At 77.7% G+C, this 1,210-nt stretch carries 2 protein-coding genes; both read right to left on the bottom strand.

Annotated features, from left to right (window positions below; translation table 11 throughout):
- Positions 1–55 precede the first annotated feature (55 nt).
- Positions 56–808, bottom strand: a complete 753-nt coding sequence (locus tag ABT085_RS46480; RefSeq protein WP_351623297.1) for a hypothetical protein — start codon at positions 806–808, stop codon at positions 56–58.
- 1 nt (position 809) lies between these two features.
- A complete protein-coding gene (locus ABT085_RS46475) occupies positions 810–1,208 on the bottom strand; it encodes an RNA polymerase sigma factor (protein ID WP_351623295.1) in 399 nt (132 codons plus the stop codon).
- Positions 1,209–1,210: the final 2 nt, after the last annotated feature.

Raw genomic sequence — 1,210 nt, 5'->3', positions numbered from 1 at the left:
ACGGCATCGGGGGCGGGCGTCCACAGGGCGCCCGCCCCTTCTCGTCGCCCCGTGCTCACTCGCAGGTGAGGGTCCGCGAGTCGGGCAGGGCCCGGCCGACGGCCGCCCGTTCCCGGGCGACGGCGTCGGCTCCGGTGATCCAGACGTCGGCGAGGGCGGAGTGCTGCGGCACGACGACGAGGGCGTGCTCGCCGGGCCCGGCGTCCGGCCCGGTCTCCCGCTCCAGCAGGAACGCGACCTCGGCCGGGGCCTTCTGCGGCTTGTAGGAACGGGTCACGTGCAGCGTGACCCGGCTCTGCGCGGTGCCCGCCACCGGCTCCACCGCCGTGACGTCTCCCTCGACGACGAGCCGGGCGCACGCCAGGTACTGCGGGCTCTCCAGAACCGTTCCGGCGGCCGCCTCGGGCCCGGCCCCCTTGGCGTCCCCCTTGGCGGCGCTGTCCGAGGCGGCGGAACCCCCGCTCACCGCGTTCCCGGCCCGGACGGCCAGCCAGCCCGCCCCGACCACCAGCGCACCGGCGGCGGCGACGGCCACGGCGCGCAGCGCCAGGGCGAACGGGCGGCGCCGGGGGGCTCGTGGCCGCACGGGGGCGGGCGCGGGCGCATCGGCGGGTGCGGGCGTGGTCAGGGCGTCCGCGACCAGGCCCAGGTGCCGCCGCAGCAGGGCCACGTCGGCCGTGGCGGCGCGGTGGGCCGCCAGGAACTCGGGGTCCGTGCGGGCCCGCGCGGACAGCGGTTCACCGGTGATCGCCGCCAGCAGTGCCTCGTCGGCGACGTCCGGCTCGCGGCCGTCGTGTCCGGCGGTCATGTCACACCACCTCGTCCTCGTGCAGCCGGACGCGCAGGGCCCGTACCGCCGTGTGCAGCCTGCTCTTGACCGTGCCCTCGGGGATGCCGAGCTCGTCGGCGATCGAACGGACCGGCAGATCGGCGTAGAAACGCAGGACGAGGACCTGCCGCTGGGCGTCCGGCAGTTGGTCCAGGCCCCGGGCGACCGCGAGGGAGAGCAGGCTGGTGTCCTCGCCGGAGTCGTGCGCGGGCTGGCGCAGGGAGGCCAGGCGCTCCCCGACGCGCTCCTGCCGCCGCCGGGCCCGGTGCCAGTCCATGGCCAGGTTGGAGGCGACGACCGCCGCCCACGCGGACACGTCACGCGGCGCCTCGCGGCCGCTCGCGGCCCGTTCCAGCAGCCGCAGGCGGACCTGCTGCACCC

The organism is Streptomyces sp. NPDC002265 (genome assembly GCF_040296125.1).
In the GTDB taxonomy this organism is placed as follows: Bacteria; Actinomycetota; Actinomycetes; order Streptomycetales; family Streptomycetaceae; genus Streptomyces.
This window is presented reverse-complemented; position numbering and strand designations above follow the sequence as displayed.